The 17,572-nt window shown below is 37.6% G+C and carries 14 protein-coding genes; 2 read left to right on the top strand and 12 right to left on the bottom strand.

The features are described from left to right. The first annotated feature begins 31 nt into the window (after window positions 1–31). Window positions 32–1,165, top strand: coding sequence for a cyclopropane-fatty-acyl-phospholipid synthase family protein (locus tag FJR09_RS12825; RefSeq protein ID WP_041458597.1), 1,134 nt, complete (start codon window positions 32–34; stop codon window positions 1,163–1,165). 107 nt (window positions 1,166–1,272) lie between these two features. Here the strand turns inward: FJR09_RS12825 and FJR09_RS12820 are convergent, their stop codons facing one another. The 12 genes from FJR09_RS12820 to FJR09_RS12760 form a co-directional block, all read right to left on the bottom strand. Continuing rightward, window positions 1,273–2,115 carry a nitrate ABC transporter ATP-binding protein gene (locus FJR09_RS12820; protein WP_015083516.1) on the bottom strand — a complete coding sequence of 281 codons (843 nt, stop codon included), beginning with the start codon at window positions 2,113–2,115 and terminating at the stop codon, window positions 1,273–1,275. Window positions 2,116–2,187: 72 nt separating this feature from the next. Further along, the gene (locus FJR09_RS12815; protein WP_015083517.1) at window positions 2,188–4,191 is read right to left on the bottom strand and encodes a nitrate ABC transporter ATP-binding protein; all 2,004 of its coding nucleotides are present in this window, start codon (window positions 4,189–4,191) and stop codon (window positions 2,188–2,190) included. 178 nt (window positions 4,192–4,369) lie between these two features. Next, on the bottom strand, window positions 4,370–5,209 hold the full coding sequence (gene ntrB / locus FJR09_RS12805; RefSeq protein WP_015083518.1) for a nitrate ABC transporter permease: 840 nt from the start codon (window positions 5,207–5,209) through the stop codon (window positions 4,370–4,372). A 101-nt stretch (window positions 5,210–5,310) separates the two neighbouring features. Next, on the bottom strand, window positions 5,311–6,672 hold the full coding sequence (locus FJR09_RS12800; RefSeq protein WP_015083519.1) for a CmpA/NrtA family ABC transporter substrate-binding protein: 1,362 nt from the start codon (window positions 6,670–6,672) through the stop codon (window positions 5,311–5,313). 659 nt (window positions 6,673–7,331) lie between these two features. Continuing rightward, the gene (locus tag FJR09_RS12795) at window positions 7,332–8,168 is read right to left on the bottom strand and encodes a carbohydrate ABC transporter permease (protein ID WP_015083520.1); all 837 of its coding nucleotides are present in this window, start codon (window positions 8,166–8,168) and stop codon (window positions 7,332–7,334) included. Continuing rightward, the gene (locus tag FJR09_RS12790; RefSeq protein ID WP_015083521.1) at window positions 8,165–9,067 is read right to left on the bottom strand and encodes a carbohydrate ABC transporter permease; all 903 of its coding nucleotides are present in this window, start codon (window positions 9,065–9,067) and stop codon (window positions 8,165–8,167) included. The genes FJR09_RS12795 and FJR09_RS12790 overlap by 4 nt, the downstream gene beginning before the upstream one ends. A gap of 106 nt (window positions 9,068–9,173) precedes the next feature. After that, entirely contained in the window at window positions 9,174–10,424 is a 1,251-nt protein-coding gene (locus tag FJR09_RS12785; protein WP_168653049.1) for an ABC transporter substrate-binding protein, read from the bottom strand. A 502-nt stretch (window positions 10,425–10,926) separates the two neighbouring features. Then, window positions 10,927–11,949 (bottom strand): hypothetical protein, encoded by a 1,023-nt coding sequence (locus FJR09_RS12780; protein ID WP_168653048.1) that lies wholly within the window; start codon window positions 11,947–11,949, stop codon window positions 10,927–10,929. Next, complete coding sequence (locus tag FJR09_RS12775) at window positions 11,939–12,100, bottom strand: hypothetical protein (protein WP_168633488.1); 162 nt, start codon at window positions 12,098–12,100, stop codon at window positions 11,939–11,941. The genes FJR09_RS12780 and FJR09_RS12775 overlap by 11 nt, the downstream gene beginning before the upstream one ends. 382 nt (window positions 12,101–12,482) lie before the next feature. Then, window positions 12,483–15,350, bottom strand: a complete 2,868-nt coding sequence (locus FJR09_RS12770; protein WP_168650278.1) for a glycerol-3-phosphate acyltransferase — start codon at window positions 15,348–15,350, stop codon at window positions 12,483–12,485. A 133-nt stretch (window positions 15,351–15,483) separates the two neighbouring features. Further along, entirely contained in the window at window positions 15,484–15,624 is a 141-nt protein-coding gene (locus FJR09_RS12765) for a hypothetical protein (RefSeq protein WP_015083525.1), read from the bottom strand. A 304-nt stretch (window positions 15,625–15,928) separates the two neighbouring features. Continuing rightward, on the bottom strand, window positions 15,929–16,546 hold the full coding sequence (locus FJR09_RS12760) for a hypothetical protein (RefSeq protein ID WP_168633502.1): 618 nt from the start codon (window positions 16,544–16,546) through the stop codon (window positions 15,929–15,931). Between the two features lie 197 nt (window positions 16,547–16,743). On the opposite strand from FJR09_RS12760, the gene FJR09_RS12755 reads away from it, so the two are divergent. Continuing rightward, a complete protein-coding gene (locus tag FJR09_RS12755) occupies window positions 16,744–17,292 on the top strand; it encodes a pentapeptide repeat-containing protein (protein ID WP_015083527.1) in 549 nt (182 codons plus the stop codon). Window positions 17,293–17,572 lie beyond the last annotated feature (280 nt).

Raw genomic sequence — 17,572 nt, 5'->3', positions numbered from 1 at the left:
AATAGCGGCATCTTTAAAATCCAATATAAACATGAGTTCATCAACAATTTTACAAAACATTGAGAAACATCTTCCCATCGTGGGAGATGTACATACTAAAAGTCCCATTGCTTACAAAGCAACCCGTCTTGCAGTTAGTACAGTTAACGCAGTGCAAATGGCAATAGCCGAGTCTTATATCAACGGATTAGAAGTACCGGATGCTGTGTTGCGATCGCTTTTTGATAGTTGTATGCCTGTCTTTTTTAAGTATTTTCCATCCCTGCTTGTACCCTACGAATGGGTATTAACAGAAACAGACAATACCGCCGAAGGTGCGCGGGATTTAATGAAGATTCAGTACGATTTGCCTCAAGCTATGTTGAATCTCATGTTAGGTGATGGAAAACTTATTTATCCCAAATATAGCATGGGATTGTGGGAAAAAGGAGCAGCAAATCTCGAACAATCACAAATGCAAATGATTGATGATGTAATTGACAAATTAGAAATAAAAGATGGTGATCATATTTTAGATTTTGGCTGTGGTTGGGGCTGCGTAGCAAATTATATTCTTGCCAAATTTCCCAATGTTAAATTCACAGGAATTAACTTGAGTCATAACCAATGTGAATATATGCGTCAGAAAATGCAAGATCCTGAAAGTTACCTCAGTTCCGGTCGTTTTACTCTCTATGAAGGAGATATAAACGATGCCCAATTTGAGACAAAGTTTGACAAAATTCTCTCAATTGGCGTTTTTTGTCATGTGGGTAATTTAACAAAGGCTTTTCAAAAGCTGGCATCTTTTCTCAAGGATAACGGCAAGGTTTTTATTCACATTATCACAGTCCGTACCCCTAATAATATCTCCAGTGTTTTCACTCACAAATACATTTTCCCTCATGGTCGTTACTGGAAATATGACGCGATTCCCAGTCATAATCAAGACCTGAAAACTATTGATAGATGGTATCTTAATGGCTCTAATTACTCTAAAACTCTTACTAGTTGGCTAAAAAACTTTGATGATTCTCAAGCAATAGTCAAAGATTTAGACTACGGGATGGACTATGCCAAATTTCGCCGCATCTGGAGGTTTTATTTAATTTGGTTTGTTGCTAATTTCGCCAGTTGCAATGGTGAATACAACGGTAATGGCCAATATTTAATGGTTCATGCCTAATCTTTGATTTTAGTAGGTTGGGTTGACGTATGTTACCCAACATTATTAAACCTGATGATTAAAGCTGTTGTTGGGTTGCGCTGTTGCTTAACCCAACCTACTAACTACTAACCAACATCATCATGAGCGAAACGATTAAACAAGAAATCTAACGCATAGTTCCGCAATTGATAATATTGAGGATCTTCCATAATTCTCGCTCTATCTCTAGGTCGAGAAAAAGGAATTTCCATCACTTCCCCAATTTTGGCATGAGGTCCATTGGTCATCATTACCAACTTATCAGCCAAAAATAAAGCCTCATCAATATCATGGGTAATCATCAAAACTGTACAACGGTTATCATTCCAAATTTTCAACAATTCCTCTTGTAATTCTTCCTTAGTAATTGCGTCCAACGCCCCAAAAGGTTCATCTAAAATCAACACTTTCGGACGAATAGCTAAAGCCCGCGCAATAGAAACCCGCTGTCTCATCCCCCCAGACATTTGCATGGGTTTCTTTTCCATGGCATCAGCTAAACCCACCATTGCTAAATGATCTCTCACAATAGCCCGTTTTTCGGCTTCTGGCTTAGTGGGATAAACTGCATTTACAGCTAAATAAATATTGTCAAAAGCTGTTATCCAAGGTAATAACGCATAGTTTTGAAATACTACCATGCGATCTGGACCTGGTTTTGTAATTGGTTCTCCTTCTAATAAAACTTGTCCAGTGGTGGGGAAGTTAAAACCAGAAACCATGTTTAATAAAGTTGATTTACCGCAACCAGAGTGGCCGATAACGCAAAGAAATTCACCTTTCTCCACGTTGAGGTTAACACCATCAAGAACGGTAAATGGTCCATTTTTGGTGGGATAAACTTTGCAAACGTCTTTAATTTCTAGGAAAGGCTGACGGCTGATTGTGGTTGTAGCTGTGTTGGTAGATTTCAAGTTACGGTTTTGCATTGTTTAGTAATTGGTAGGAGGTTTCGCGCAAAGGTGCAAAGGAGCAAAGACGCAAAGGAAGAAAGGGTTTTTTTAAGCTGCGGTTCTTCTGGGGGCATCTAGAATGACTTCGGCTATGGAGAAGTCGCGTTTGATTTCTAGGTCGTTAAGATAGGCAATTGGATCATCGGCGTTGAAGGGTTTACCATCAAATAATTGAATGGGTTGACGGGTGTAACTGATATCTAAGCCTAGTTCTCTGGCTGCGGTACTGAAAACGCGGACTCGACAAACTCTTTCAACGATTTCTACCCAGTTTCTGGGGAAGGGAGTGTCACCCCACCGCGCTAATTGAGTCATAATCCAAATTTGTTCGGTGCGACTGGGGCGATTAATGGCAGACTCGGAATAAAATTGGTGATGGGCATATTCCCGCATGGGATGATTTAAGTCACAGGTAGCGTTATTCGGGTTTTCCAGTTGGATATATTCAATATCTGTGCTGACATATTCCTGACTTGCTAAAATTTGGCGAATTTCTTGGGCGTTGGCAAGATCTGCACAATATTGGCAAGCTTCTAATAAGGCTTTGGTTAAGGCAATATGGGTATTTGGATAAGTTTCTGCCCAATCTTCTCGTACTCCTAGAACTTTACCAGGGTGTCCTAACCAAACTTCTAAATCTGTGGCTATGGTAAAGCCTGAACCTTCAACTGCTGCCCGATAATTCCAAGGTTCACCTACAGAATAACCGTCAATAGTTCCACCTTTTAAATCTACTACCATTTGAGCAGGAGGGATATTTTTCATAACCACATCACTGTCGGGGTCAATTCCACCTGCTGCTAACCAATAACGAAGGAGTAAATTGTGCATGGATGCGGGATGAACTACTCCCATTCTGTGTGTTTGTTCGCGGGTTTTTAGGAGATAATTTTTGAAGTCGGATAAGCTATGTACACCTTCGTCATAAAAACGTTTGGCTAAGGTGATGGCGTTACCATTGCGGGTCATTGTCAGGGCGGTGACAACTGGTAAAGGTTGGTTTTTATTTCCTCCTAAACTTAACCACATGGGCATACCTGAGGGCATTTGTGCCGCATCTAAATATCCCCCTGTCATCCCGTCTACAATTCCTCTCCAACTGCTTTCCCGGACTAAATTAACCTCATCCAGACCATGTTTGATGAAAAAGCCTTTTTCTTTGGCGATCGCCAGGGGGGCGCAAGCTGTAATGGGTAAGAAGCCAATTTCTAAATTAACTTTTTCTAAACCATGACGAACCACCGCAGCAGTTTTTCTCGCCCGAATTTTTTTGATGCGTTTTTGTTGGTTGAGGAAGTAAATCATTTCACTTCGCAAGCTGTAGTAACTGGGATGTTTTACTACTTCCATGCGTTTGCGAGGACGAGGAATATCTACTTCTAAAATGTCGCCAATTTTCGATTCTGGTCCGTTGGTTAACATGACAATTCTGTCAGATAACAAAACCGCTTCGTCTACGTCGTGTGTCACCATGACTGCGGTAACTTGATTCTCTTCACAAATTTGCATTAATTGTTCTTGCAAATTCCCGCGAGTTAGGGCATCTAAAGCACCGAAGGGTTCATCTAATAGTAATAGTTTAGGACGAATTGCCAAGGCACGAGCGATCGCAACTCGTTGTTTTTGTCCACCTGATAACATCCCTGGTTGTTTATCAGCATGGGGACGTAAACCGACCATATCTATATGTCTGTCAATAATCGCTTTGCGTTCCGCTGCGGGCATTCCATGTAATACTGAATCTACTGCTAAAGCAATATTTTCTCTCACTGTTCGCCAAGGTAAAAGCGAATAGTTTTGAAATACTACCATTCTATCAGGTCCAGGTTTTTTAATTCTTTGTCCTTCTAAAGTGACTAAACCTTCTGTTGGTAAATCCAAACCGGCAATCATGTTTAGAAGGGTAGATTTTCCACAACCTGAGTGACCAATAAGAGAAACAAATTCGCCTTTTTTAATTTGAAGATCAATACCTTTGAGGGCGATATATTGTCCACCACCGGTTAATTCAAAAATTTTATCAACTTGGTCAACGCCAACAAATATAGACATATTATTTGGTAATGGGTAATGGGTTATTTGTCAGTTGTCAGTTGTCAGTAGGGGCGAAGCATTTGGAAGATAAATTATCGGTCATTGCCAAAAATAGTTCTCCAAATGCTTCGCCCGTACAGTTATCAGTTGTTCGTTGTTATTTCTTTGCTATTAACTAATGACCAATGACTTTTGACTATTTTTGTTCTGCTGGTAAAATCCAGTTTTGTAATGCAGCCATCATTTTATCTAGGATAAGACCGACAACACCAATATAAACTAGTGCTAAAATAACTTCACTAACCTTGTTAGCTTGATAAGCATCCCAAATAAAAAAGCCGATACCCACAATACCAGACATGACGATTTCTGCCGCAATAATCGCTAACCAAGCTAAACCAATGGAAATTCTTAACCCAGTGAAAATATAAGGTAAAGCCGCAGGAATTAAGATGTTCAAGAAATACTCTTTTTGAGAAAGTTGTAAGACTTTAGCAACGTTATTATAATCATTAGGAATCTCTTTTACTCCCACAGCAGTGTTAATTAAAATTGGCCACAGAGAAGTAATGAAAATTACAAATAATGCGGCTGGTTCATTTTGTCTTAAAGCTGCTAAGGAAATAGGAACCCAAGCTAAAGGAGGTACAGTTCTTAATAGTTGAAATAAGGGATCTAAGGCTTTAGACATGGTTTGATTCACACCAATTAAAATCCCTAAACCAATACCCACAATTGCGGCTAAAGTATAACTAATAGCTACCCGTTGTAAACTAGCGAAAATTTGCCAAAATAACCCTTTATCAATTCCTCCCCGATCATAAAATGGATAAAGAATTAACTCCCAAGTTTCTTGAACTACTTGAATAGGTCCGGGTAATGTTCCAGCAATTAAAGAAAATACTTGCCAAATCACCAGGAAAACCACAATAGCAATTGTTGGTGGTATAATTTCCGGTAATTGTTTACTAATAAATACAGATATAGCACTATCAGAATTGTTACTATTACGACGTTTGGCGGTAAATGTAGTCATGATTTTCTCCTAATTTTGTTGATTTTTTGTTTTGTGATTAATCAATTAAATATTGTTGTTGATTGATTTTCTATTTTTGATTTCAGCAAATATTCTCAGTCCTAAATATTGACTTTCTTGATTTTTAAACTCTTTAAATAGGCTGTGGGATTTTCTGGATCAAAAGTTACACCATCAAAGAATGTTTCTAGTCCACGAGATGTATTATTAGGAATATCTGCCTCCATAATTCCTGCTTCTTTAGCAGCTTCGCGCCAAATATTTTCTTTGTTAACTCTGTCTATTAAATCTTTGGCTTTGTTTAAATATTCTGGTGGTAAAAATCCCCAACGAATGCTTTCAGTTAAAAACCATAAATCATGACTTTTATAGGGATAAGACACACTACCTCGTTCATCTTTCCAATACAATACTGCCATTGATTTATCATTAATCACACGACCATTACCCATATCATAATTACCTTGTAGGGAATCTTTCAGGAAGGTTGGTGTTAAATTAAAGTAGTTTCTTCGTCCTAAAATTGCCGCCGCCGCTTCACGGTTTTCAAAGTTATCTAACCATTGTTGTGCTTCCATAATAGCTTTCAAAATGGCTTTGGTTGCTTGGGGATGAGTGTCTACCCATTCCGCTTTCATGGCAAAGTATTCTTCAGGATGATTTTTCCACATTTCTGAGGTTAATACGGCTAAAAAACCAATTTTGTCTTTCACAATTCGATAAGGCCAAGGATCTCCGGTACTGAACGCATCCATTGTTCCTGTTCTCATGTTGGCTACAGTTTGGGCAGCAGATACAGGAATTAATTTCACATCTGTATCAGGATTAATTCCACCTGCTGCTAACCAATAACGTAGCCAAAATTCTTGATTAACTTTGCCAAAAGTAAAGGCGGCTGTAAAGGGATTTTTTGTACTTTTTAATTGATCAAAAACTATTTTTCCACCTTTAGCTAAATCTAGTCCAATTTCTTTACCTGCGTGTTTATTAGCGATCGCAATTCCATTACCTTGAGTATTTAATTGGGCTAATACATACATAGGAATTTTGGTATTTCCTTTAGTAATTAACCCTTCTGTCATTAAATGCGGCATGGGCATTTGATATTGTCCACCATCTACACCTCCACCAGCAGAACCAATTTCGGTATTATCTCGCATTGAACCCCAAGATGCTTGTTTAGCAAGTTGTACATTTGTCATTCCCCATCTTTTAAAAAAGCCTAATTCTTGGGCAATAATTAATGGCGCAGCTTCTACAATAGGAATATATCCTAATTTAACAGTAGTGGTTTCTGGTGTAATTTCTGGTGTTAATTTAACTGCTTCGGCTTGTTTCGCTTGGGCTATACCTCCTGGTTCTGGCGGATTTCCTAAACAACCTTTAAGTAATACTGCACTGGCTGAAACTCCAGCCGTGACGATGAACTTACGGCGAGAAATTTGGTTAAAAAATTCAGACATGAAACATCTCCCTGGTGAAAGAATTTATTTTTTAAACATGAAAATTTAGACAAAGAAATAAATTCTTGGCTTTACTATTGAAATTCCTAGTTATATCTAGGCATTCAAAATTAGCTTTTTATGTAAAAAAGTTAGTTTGTATACTTTGTGATAAACATGGTTTAGTTTCTTAACCTAGTATGAACAAGAGGCATCACTCAGCTAGTAAAATCTAGTTTACAGTGTTTCTGATCAAAGTGATCAATTCTCAACTCGAATTATTAAATAAATATTATATTGGATACATAAGTAAAAACTTATAGTTTGGGCTTAATTTTGTGGAAAGTTTCTAATATATATTGTTTAATTAATGATAATGATTATTTCTAATCTATGGTTTTCGTAATCTTGGGTTTAGTTAATTACAGAAAAAGGACATGAATAGATAATTTTGATGTTAACTATTAAATAAACTCTTCATTCATAGATGAATTTGATGATAACCATTTTTTATAAATTAGGGTTGATACAGCAGACTTCAAGAATAATTGTAGCTTGCTTCCCGCAGCTTGCGTGGCGAAGCCATAGGGTACGCAGATAAACGCAGATAAACGCAGATAGGAAGGGATGAATTAATGGAGTTCATAATTCTGTGCAGTCTCTTGAATTCTGCTGTATTTTCAGCCTTTACCACCGGTAAAGGTAACACCTTGAATTAAGTAGCGGTTAAAGAAAGCATAAATAGCTAAACCTGGCAGAGTAAACACCATTGAAGCTGCCATAATGTAGTTCCAATAGCTGATATATTGACCTTTAAATGTATTTAGTCCTAAAGGTAAAGTAAACATTTCTGGGTCAAAGAGAATCACTACAGGGAGTAAAAAATTATTCCAACTACCCATAAAGACAAAAACCGCTTGTGCGGCTAATGCTGGTTTAGCTAAAGGTAAAACTATATACCTAAAAATTCCCCAGGCATTTAAACCATCCAATTGTCCAGCTTCTTCTAGTTCTCTAGGGAAATTGACAAAAAACTGCCGCATCATAAAAATGAAAGTAGCATTGACCATACTCGGAACAATCATCCCTGGGTATGAATTTAGCCAACCGATGACTTTTAAAATTAAAAATGTGGGAATTAGGGTAATTTGCGCTGGCACTACTAACACGGTCAAAATCAGGAAAAACCAGCACTGTTTACCCCGAAAATGCAATCTTGCGAGGGCATAACCTGCCATTGAGTTAAATAGCAAGTTTAAAATTGTGACAGTAACACCAATAATCACACTATTAAATAACCACCGCCAAAATAAAGGTTCTTGCAGAAATATTTGTTTGTAATTATCGAGAGTAAAATGTTTGGGGATAAAATTAAATTCACCGCTAATAATCTCGGATAGAGGCTTAAATGATGCAGAAAATGCCCAGAGAAAAGGAATTACGGTAATAATTCCATAAACTGTGAGGAAGATATATAACAGCACTTTCAACCAGAAACTACCAAAGATTTTATTCAAATTTTATAACCTCCGAAAAATTGCCTCTGAATTAATGTGAGGATAATAATTACAAATGCTAGTAAAAAGGCAATTGCTGCACCATATCCCATTTGTAAATTCCGAAATACGGTTTGATAAATCAGCAGGACTAAGGTGAGAGTAGCGTTATTTGGTCCACCTGTCCCTCCAGAAAATATATAAGACTGATCAAATAATTGAAAAGTCCCAATTATTCCCATAGCCATGACAAAGAAAGTCACAGGTTGCAATAAAGGCAAAGTAATATAAATAAACTGTTCCCAATTATTAGCACCATCAAGTTCTGCTGCTTCATAAAGAGTTTGGGGAATATCCTGTAAAGCTGCTAAATAAATCACCATAAAAAACGGTGCTGTTGACCAAATATTCATGATCATAATCCCTTTCAAGGCAACAGATGGATCTCCCAACCAATTATAAATAGGCAGGTTGAGAAAAGCCAAAAAATTGTTTAATAGTCCATTTGTGTTATAAATCCACATAAAAATTAGTGTCAAAACTGCTGAAGATGTAACTGTCGGTAAAAAGTAAAGAATCCGCCACCAATTTTTACCATGAATGCCAGAATTGAGTGTCACAGCTAAACCTAAAGCCAAAATAGTTTGGGTGGGAACAACAATAGCCACATATTCTGCGGTATTTTTTAAAGCAATTCCCACTCTTTCATCTGTTAGCAATCTTTGGAAATTACCCAAACCAATAAAACGATAGTTAATACCTCCCAACATTTGAACTTTGTGTAAGGAAAGAAATACAGCATAGAGAATAGGCAAAATTACAAATGTGCCTAAAACTAAAATACTGGGAGTTATGAATAAATAAGCTGTAAAATTTTCTCGAATCTGTCTATTACAGTGATTTTCTCGGAAATGAAACACATTTTTATATCTCACGCAGAGGCGCAAAGTCGCAAAGGAAGAAAGGAATAGAAAAATTAGAGTATGGTCTTTGCAATTAAAGGGGTTTACTGCTGACTGCTAAACTCTACATATCTGCCTTAATTTGTTTGTTTGCTGCATCTTGTGCCTTTAACATTGCCTGTTTTAATGGTTGTTGTCCTAGTAAAACACTAATAAATTGATTATCAAAATTGTTGATAATTGCGGCAGGATTTTTACCTAATTGCCAGGGTGTCGCATAATTAACTCCTGCTACTAATGATGATCTCAGACGGTCTTGATCATAACCTAACTGTTGTGCCACTGATTTACGGGCTGGTAATGCAAATCCTTTAGCTGTCCATTTTTTCATGCCTTCTTTACCTGTTAGAAAAGAAATGAGTTCCCAAGCTTCTTTTTTATGGGGTGCTTGTTTATTCATGACATAAGCAACAGTAAAAACCATTGTGGATTTTTGATTATTAATTTCTGGTATTTCTGCTGTGGCAAATTCTAGTTTGGGAAAGGTTTCTTGTAAATAGGGAATTGCCCAATTCCCTTCAATTACCATTGCTACTTTATTTTGTCCAAACATTTCACTCCCGGAATTTGTGCCGACATCAGATTTTTGGGCGGAAGATCGATCTTTTTGATATTGGTTAATTACTAATTCCAAACCTTGTAATCCTGGATTATTTGCAAAGGTAGCATAACCATTTTTATCAATAATTTCCCCTCCAAAAGCTGTAATTTTGTATGCTTGACGGGCTAATTCAGGAATTTCACCAAAGCCATATTTATTGAGTTTGCCTGTTAATTGTTTTGAATAGCTGCGGAGTTGTTCCCAGGTAGTGGGAGGACTGGTTAAACCCACTTGATTAAATGCTTGTTTGTTATAAAATAGGGCTAAGGTGGAATAGTCTTTAGGTAAACCATAAATACGATTTTGGTAGGTAAAATTCTTGAGTAAGTTGGGTTCTATATCTGTGAGGTCAAATTTGGGTTTAATGTATTTATCAAGGGGTTCTAGGACATTCTGACCCATTAAGAAAGGGGCTTCTAGTGCGTCGAGATAAAATACATCTGGTGCAGCTTCTCCTACTAAGCGGGTTTTAATTACATCCATATATTGATCAGAAATCGCTTCATATTTGACTTTGATCTGGGGATGCTGCTTTTCAAAGTCTTCAATTACCTCTTTTAAAAGTCTTTGTTCTAGAGGATTTCCTGTCCAACCGCTGAGTTTAACGGTAATGAATGGGGGTGGTTTTGGTAATGGCCAATTGTGATAACTAATAATAGCGATCGCTATTATTATTACCAATCCTAAAAAGTTAAATAATCTCTTTTTTCTCACAATTTAATTGAGATGAATTCAGAATTGATGTCAATACTGTTCGGTTAAGAGACAACCCAACAAAAGTCCGTAAATGTTGGGTTTCCTAACTTCAAACCAACCTACCAGATTTAAATACAAAAACCCCACCTCCCCGCAAGCGACGAGGGGATTTAAGATGTATGTTATTTGAGTACATACGATTATAATTTATTTCAAATGCTGGTATGGATCATCTCTCTATGGGATGGGTTTGAGTTCTATATTTTGTTAATGAAATCACGGAAACTAAAATGATAGAAGCTGTAGTAAGTATTTTCTGATCTATTTTCTTAGACTAAAAATTCTACCCAATTTTCTAATAATTCCTCAACATCATATTCATCAGTATTTAGGAAATTGGCAATATCTGTAACTGATATGGGTTGTGTTGTCTGGGCTAAAACTCCTTCATTAAATCAAAACCTGTTGGATAAGTTTTATACTTAAGGTCGCTTATTGGCGGACTTTTGTAATAAAATTTTTATCCGACCATTTTTAACTCTCCAAAGACATCATTCATCTCTTGCTCAATTCTCTTCAGTTTTAGCTGTATTTTATTTTTAAATTCAGCATCTAGTGTTTCATTCAATTGGTTATAAACTGCTTCATAATCAATTTCTAAAATTGCGAAACGTTTTTCCAATTCCCTGACTTTAATTTCTTGTACTCGATTAAAAGAACGAGAAGAATTTATTGGTTTTTGCTGCATGGCTTGATTTGAAAAATCCCCAGTTTCCACTAACACAGTTATAGGCATCCTAAATGCCGCTTTGACTCCCTTTCGCTTTTTCTCTGCGGGTACAGCCATACCCACAACTTCCTGTAATGGTTTATCCCACACAGGAGAACCACTAAAACCAAGCTCAATCTGATATCCAGGAACTTTAATGGCTTCTATCTGGATCGAGCGAGTAGCTTGGGCATCAAGCAGTTCACTATTTAACACAGTTGTAGGCATCCCAAATGCCGCTTTGACTCCTTCTCGCTTTTTCTCTGCGGGTACAGCCATACCCACAACTCCCTGTAATGGTTTATCCCACACAGCATAACCACTAAAACCAAGCTCAATCTGATATCCAGGAACTTTAATGGCTTCTATCTGGATCGAGCGAGTAGCTTGGTCTTCAAACAGTTCACTATTTAACACAGTTGTAGTCCTCCTAAATGCCGCTTTGACTCCCTTTCGCTTTTTCTCTGCGGCTACAGCCATACCCACAACTCCATGTAATGATTTATCCCACATAGGAGAATCACTAAAACCAAGCTCAATCTGATATCTAGGAACTTTAATGGCTTCTATCTGGATCGAGTGAGTAGCTTGGGCATCAATCAGTTCATCATTAGCCCAGACACCAAGATCATATCCTTGGGGAAAGCCAAAGAGCCGGAAGGTAAGAAGATGGTACTGATTCACTAAAAAATCAGCGCCAACAACTTTACAGTTTTTATTATAAATGCGAGCAAGCGCACTTCTAAAGGTTTGAAAGTAATTTTCAGTTGACATACAATCTATAAATCCTGGTACACTGCGTTTCTCGCCCAGATGGTAAAGCGACTCTCTCCGTAGCAAGAGATGTATCTTCTGATTCCTCAATTTCCACTAGAAATTTACCGCCATTTTCTAGCTCAAATTCAACCAATTGCTTTTCTAGCATATATATAATGTTAAATAGACTATGTATTGTCAAGTATACAATATTGTCTGCTTATTGGAAAAGCAAAAACTACCACTAGCAATCAATACTGTTCGTATACTAAAAACGGGTTAAAATTGTCATTCTGAACGAAGTGAAGAATCTCCGAGATATGGCACTGCATTACGTTATCCTCCTTATAACATCAGTTCATGTTTCATCAGTTTTCCGGTATCATTTGGTGCTTTACGCTACCACTAACGCACTCTAAGTATTTGCTCTTTGAACTTATGTTGGCAGGTATAATGACAACTCTGAACTAAATTACCTGATATTCCATGACCAACCCTCGTCAAGTTGCCTTTATCGCCCTCAAAGAAGCTTATGCTGGTGTTGCTTTAGACTATTGTATTTCCACCGTCCCCTTATAGCCATCAATGCGAACTTCCTGACCATCTTGCAGCAAATACGTCGCACCACGCACATCCATAACAGCAGGAATACCGTATTCACGGGCGATAATTGCCCCGTGAGAAAGTTTACCCCCAGCTTCAGCAATTAAACCCCCAGCTTGCACGAGGATAGGGGCCCAACCGGAATCTGTGTAAGGAACTACAAGGATGGTGTTTTTATCAATATCATGGGCTTCTTGCAAAGTTCGGACTACTTTCACCCGTCCTTGAATTTGTCCTTGACTAGCAGGAATACCTAATAAAATGTTGTCAGAGGGATCAATTACCGGGGCAATGGGGTGAGGAGGATTATAACCGTAAACTACGGCGGGAATTTGCGTAATTTGGCTATCTTGGAGAAATTGCGATCGCCTTTTTTCGACTAATGCCAATAAATGATTCCTAAAAGCTACATCTGAATTAATCACTAAATCACGAATTTCATCTAACTGGAGAAAGAAAATATCTCCTAATTGTGTTAATACCCTAGACTCAAGCCAAATCTGTTCCAAAGCCAAAAATGTCCATCGTAATTCAGCTAACAAGCGAGAATAAACTTCCGTTACCCGTCCTTTCAGATCAACTCGTTTTTGCACTAAATTTGCCTGTTCGGGACGGGAATCATCTAAATTTGGCAATTCAGGTGCTTGTAACAACTGGATAAATAATTGTCTAACTATTTGGGGATTTTCTCGCCAAGTGGGAACAGAAATATCTGTACCGACTTCACTTAAATAACCATAATCCTCAATCAATTCGTCAATTTCATCTAAAATTCTTTCCCCTGCGGGCGTTTCTGCCAATTGTGCAAATACTTGTTCTGGTTTAAAATCATAGTTACCAGCTATTAAGATTTGTTTAGCATCCGCAACCAGAAGACGCATAGCTCTTAATGATGCTACCTCTGGGGTGACACTATTATCAATTTCCTCTGTCTTTGCCCCCAAAACCGCTTGGCGAATAGCTGCACTCAAAGGGGCTAAAATACTGTAGTAAGTTCCCCGATGTAATAAGTTGAGAATTAAATCTATTCTAGTTAATAATTGATCTAGTGATAATTCGGCAATGACGACATTTGATAATTGGGTTAATCCCGGAATGAAAACTTGGCGATAATCCGATTTAAAATCTTTGTCTAAATCAATTTCCCGCTTGAGTAACTTTGTTAGTCCTGGTAAATTAGCTAAAGTGGAATTTAGAGCAGGTTTACTCATACTTGCACCTCTAGTCAGAAATTCCAAACTTTCTGGAGGTAATCCCATTTCCAAAAAGATTTCTCCTAACAAGGAAGCATTAAAATAGGCTCTAGAATAATGCAATGTTGCTGTTGTGGCAAAATCTAAGCGTTTAGCACGATCACCCAAAACTATACTAAAAATTTCTCCCCACACACCACAGGTTAAAGGAGAATTAATAGACCAAGTTAAGGGGTGAATAACTCCCGGAATTACCTCAGCGGCGATTTTCCTTGTCCATAAGGGTAAAAGCGTAGTGATTGGTCTTGCCTGTAATACCCACAGATTTTGACCATCATAACTCCATTCAATGTCTTGGGGAATACCCAAATAACGTCTTTCTAAACGACGGGCTAGGTATGCAACTTGCTTAATTAATGCTTGGGGAACTTTCCCATTGCCTTCAAATTGCAGACAAGACAATTTTTCATCACCAGCAACCACGACTAGATATTGTTCTGGTGTCACTTTTCCCGATACGATTTGCGTAGGACTACCAGATACAGCTTCGATAACTACACCCTCACCCTGTTGAGAAATGGGATCTCGGCTAAAAGCTACGCCAGAGAATACGCTTTGAACTTGTTGCTGAATGAGTACCCCCATTGCTGCATCTTCTGATCTGCTGCGACGGCGATATTCGACGGCACTGGGATGATTATAGGAGGCTTGGACTTGAGCGATCGCTTGTCGCAGTTCTGCCTTACTGATCACATTTAAAATTGTTTCATACTGTCCCGCGGCTGATGCCTGTTGTGAGTCTTCCCCAATGGCAGAAGAACGCACTACTAAAGGTGAAAGTTGTGATGGTTGCAGAAAATCAATTAAAGGTGTGGGATCATCATCAGGAGATAATACCCAACCTTTCGGAACTGCATAACCCCAACGTTTAAGTTGCGATAATGTTGCAGATTTAGCTCCTACGACTTCCCCATCTAAGTCATCATCTAAAGTAATAATCTTCTCCTCATGATTTAAATATGCCATCATTGGTTGAGATTCTGGATTTGCTTCCTCAACTGGGAGATTTAAATCATCAGGAATTTGGTTATAAATCCAGTAAATTAATGCCGACAAGGCAAAAGCAGCGATAATTCTGGCTATATCCTGGGAATGGACAATCCCCACAAATAGGGGAAATATGACTAATACCCCTAATTTAATTGTTTCTTTAGAGCGAGTAATCAAAAAGCCAATAGCTGCAAGTAAGCTAACAAAGGCAGCTACCAAAGGATCATGTGCCAGCAATCCCCAAGCGACGTTTGTTGTTCCTGCCCCTTTAGTAGCCACGTATCTACCGATAACCAAGGCAATTAAAGCAATAATTTCGGAGAATGGTTGTGAAGGAAAACAATATTGGGCAATTGTGACAACAGCAACGCCCTTGACGGCTTCAGAGACGACACAGATGCTTCCTGCTAATTTACCACCGTGATAAAATGCCGCTGCAACGCTAATATTTCCTGTCCCCATATTGGCTAATTTTTTACCACTCAGGGCATAAGTAATCCAGGAAATGAGCGGTATTGCCCCTAACAGTGGACAAAAAATTAAAATAATTAAGATCCCAAAAAAATTAATCATTATTTTATAATCTAAAATTTTAGAGCGGAAATTTCTCAGTTTGTTGTTAACAAAAATAACTATTTACTATATAGGACACTAGAGAGCAATGGTAGTCTTACTTGCTAGTGTCCTGAATTGTTATTCTCGGAATCTATCCTAGTGCATAAGCACCAGTAAGCGCCCATAGAATCAGTCCAGCAATTGATCCTAAAAGTACCACAGTGGAGATGGTAATTAGTTTAGGTGAATCTGCACCTTCAAATTTCATAATTCCGCGATTTAAATCGGACATTGTTTTCTAAGCCTCCTTGATTACAGGGCTAATCTGTCCGTTCTGATTTTAATCCTTCTGTTGCCAGATGGTGTTAAATTCTCATTACGATTTTTTTTCAGCTTGGCTACAGCAGGTAATAGCGGATTTATTTTTTAATTGTTTGTGCTGTGACCATGAGAATTAGTGTTTATTTCTTTCTCTATAGAGAAATTGAGAAGTTGCATAAATTAAAATTTGATTTATCTACTTTTTACCGAATTTAATAAACTAAATCATAGCCCCCTCCTCGCAAGCGGGGAGGGGTTCTTTATTGCCGAAAAGATTAATTATCCTTAATCCAAAGTGCTAAACCACCACCACGACCACGGGCAGCAATCAAGTTTTCGGTAATTAGAAAGAAAGCAAAAAAAGGTAATTTAGCTATAGGTTGGTTATCAAAGTTCCCACTTTCAACTTTACCAGAGCGAATTTGTTTATTGACAAACATCCAATTAAATAAACTAATTTGCATTTGGGTAAAATCAAAAGCCAATAAATTCTTTTTTCCTAAATATTTTATTGGTCCTGTGAGTTTCAATAAAATCCCTCCCAATTGGACCTGATTAGCAATTTCCCCCTTTCCTAAAGTCTGTTCTTCTGTGCTACTAAAACAAAGATGAATTTTCGTAAATTTCGGGACATACCAACCCTTACCTAAAATAATTCCGCCCCGGTTTCTAACTTTTTTAGTCCCAGTAGCAAAACAAAGTCGCCATTTACCACCCAGAGATTCAAAAGGGTAATTTAACTTTTGTAGCTTTGCGGTTTTTTCCGCTTCCAGCAACGCATTTACTATTACTTCAGCCGAGGGAACTTGATTTCCTTCCCGGTACGCAGTAGCAGCACGGGATAAGGAGGTGATAAAGTCAGAAGGGGAATGAGATATTAAATTAGCTGTCATAAAAGTATTATTGATGTAAGTATTGCTATGTTTTTTTATAACCTAACTAAATTCTAACGTTTATTTAATTAGCTTCTTAATTAGAGTATAATGAATATACGATTTTTAGCTAATAATTTTAGTCGCTAGAAACTCAAGTAATTGTTTGTGGTTTGGGAAGTGTAATAACTCACCTGTAGATATAAAGAGGTGGAATAATGGACACTAGAAAACTCCTGAAGTCATATAAATCAGGAGAAAGGAATTTCTCTGGCATAAATCTGCACCAAGCTAAGTTAAATCATGTTGATTTGAGAGGAATAAATTTAGAAGCAGCAGATTTAAGCGGTGCTGATCTTAGTAGGGCAAATTTAAGCGATTGTAATCTTAGTAGAGCAAATTTAACTAATGCTGATTTAAGTAGAGCAAATTTAGAAAATGCAAACTTAAGTGAAGTCAACTTAATTGGTGCTGATTTAACCAGAGTCAGCCTCAAAAAAACTAACCTGAGTCGTGCTGATTTGCGAACTGCAAATTTAACTTCAGCAAACTTGGTAGGTGCAAACCTTAGTCAAGCAGAAATGAGTGGTGCTGACTTTACCGGTGCAAATCTCCATAAAGCCAATTTAATTGATAGTAATATCAATGAAGCCGAATTAATGGGCGTTGATTTAACAACAACTATCATAACTGAACTTGAGATAACTGGAGAAATTTTGCATATAGGTTTATCCCATAAATGGATAACTTGGGCTGGTAGTTATTGATATTTTGACAACCTGGCAAAATCAATATAACACCAATTTGAAAAAAGCATGAAATAAATAGATTAACATAGGCGGGGTTACTCGCCTTTTATGTGATCATAATTTGTATTATTTGAGATTTTTAATTTATTTAAATAACACTTCAATTTTTGTCTTACCTTCTTCCTATCTCCTTTCTGCCTCCGCGCCTCTGCGTGAGATCTAAAAATGTGATTCATTTATCTAAAAATGCCTGTAAAAAGCTGACAAGAATTTTTAATAAGTAAAATGTCCGCGAGGG

The sequence above is a fragment of the Dolichospermum sp. UHCC 0406 genome, assembly GCF_009712025.1.
Taxonomy (GTDB): Bacteria; Cyanobacteriota; Cyanobacteriia; order Cyanobacteriales; family Nostocaceae; genus Dolichospermum; species Dolichospermum lemmermannii.
The sequence above is the reverse complement of the archived record's forward strand: the minus strand, read 5'-3'. Positions and strand labels throughout refer to the sequence as shown.

Excerpts from the sequence above, each read along its gene's own strand:
- FJR09_RS12800 (WP_015083519.1), bottom strand. The coding sequence starts at position 6,672 with ATGTCTGAATTTTTTAACCAAATTTCTCGCCGTAAGTTCATCGTCACG.
- FJR09_RS12775 (WP_168633488.1), bottom strand. The coding sequence starts at position 12,100 with ATGCTAGAAAAGCAATTGGTTGAATTTGAGCTAGAAAATGGCGGTAAA.
- ntrB (WP_015083518.1), bottom strand. The coding sequence starts at position 5,209 with ATGACTACATTTACCGCCAAACGTCGTAATAGTAACAATTCTGATAGT.
- FJR09_RS12820 (WP_015083516.1), bottom strand. The coding sequence starts at position 2,115 with ATGCAAAACCGTAACTTGAAATCTACCAACACAGCTACAACCACAATC.
- FJR09_RS12780 (WP_168653048.1), bottom strand. The coding sequence starts at position 11,949 with ATGTCAACTGAAAATTACTTTCAAACCTTTAGAAGTGCGCTTGCTCGC.
- FJR09_RS12760 (WP_168633502.1), bottom strand. The coding sequence starts at position 16,546 with ATGACAGCTAATTTAATATCTCATTCCCCTTCTGACTTTATCACCTCC.
- FJR09_RS12770 (WP_168650278.1), bottom strand. The coding sequence starts at position 15,350 with ATGATTAATTTTTTTGGGATCTTAATTATTTTAATTTTTTGTCCACTG.
- FJR09_RS12825 (WP_041458597.1), top strand. The coding sequence starts at position 32 with ATGAGTTCATCAACAATTTTACAAAACATTGAGAAACATCTTCCCATC.
- FJR09_RS12815 (WP_015083517.1), bottom strand. The coding sequence starts at position 4,191 with ATGTCTATATTTGTTGGCGTTGACCAAGTTGATAAAATTTTTGAATTA.
- FJR09_RS12755 (WP_015083527.1), top strand. The coding sequence starts at position 16,744 with ATGGACACTAGAAAACTCCTGAAGTCATATAAATCAGGAGAAAGGAAT.
- FJR09_RS12765 (WP_015083525.1), bottom strand. The coding sequence starts at position 15,624 with ATGTCCGATTTAAATCGCGGAATTATGAAATTTGAAGGTGCAGATTCA.